At 38.1% G+C, this 645-nt stretch carries 1 protein-coding gene; it reads left to right on the top strand.

What is annotated here, in order from left to right; translation table 11 throughout:
• Positions 1–123 precede the first annotated feature (123 nt).
• The coding region (locus tag ED2_RS14540; RefSeq protein WP_164703939.1) for a transposase family protein at positions 124–645 on the top strand (522 nt) is incomplete at its 3' end.

Below are 645 nucleotides of genomic sequence, written 5' to 3'. Positions count from 1 at the left end.
GGCTCTATACTTTTTGATGTTGGTGAACTTCGCCAACATCTTTTTTGTATAAAAAAATATAGAAAAGACACCCTGAAATCCTTTAGAATTAATTTGCCCAACAAATTCATAGGAGGATTCAAGATGTCTCATACTCAGCTTATCAAAGATACCCTAAATATTCTAGACCTAAATATCCATTTCGAGGAAAATTGTTTAACTAAAGAAAAATACAAAGGTCAAATTTGCTTGATTTACAAAGGAACTCTTCTGTACAAGCCAGAAGAGTGTCCCCATTGTCTTTGTGTCGTCCCCTCTAGGATCATTCGTTGGGGGACGACAACCGTTCGGTTGTTACTGAATGATGTGTCTGAGTATCGCACTTATCTGGAGTTGAAGAAACAACGATTTAAATGTAAGTTTTGCCAAAGAACATTCGTAGCGGATACCTCTGTCGCTGAAAAACACTGTTTCATTAGTCAAAAAGTTCGTTGGTCTGTTATTGCTCGCTTAAAAGAGAATACTTCCATGACGGAAATCGCCCGTCAGAAAAATATCTCCACTTCTTCGGTCTATCGTGTCATGAAGCGATTCTACCGCCCATTGAATCCTTTCAAACAGACTTTGCCAAAGGTCTTATGCTTTGATGAATTCAAATCGGTTCGA

Origin of the sequence: Enterococcus durans NBRC 100479 = LMG 10746 (assembly GCF_001544215.1) — a bacterium.
GTDB classification, from domain to species: domain Bacteria; phylum Bacillota; class Bacilli; order Lactobacillales; family Enterococcaceae; genus Enterococcus_B; species Enterococcus_B durans.
Note: the sequence above shows the minus strand (reverse complement) of the source record. Positions and strands in the feature narration are given on the sequence as shown.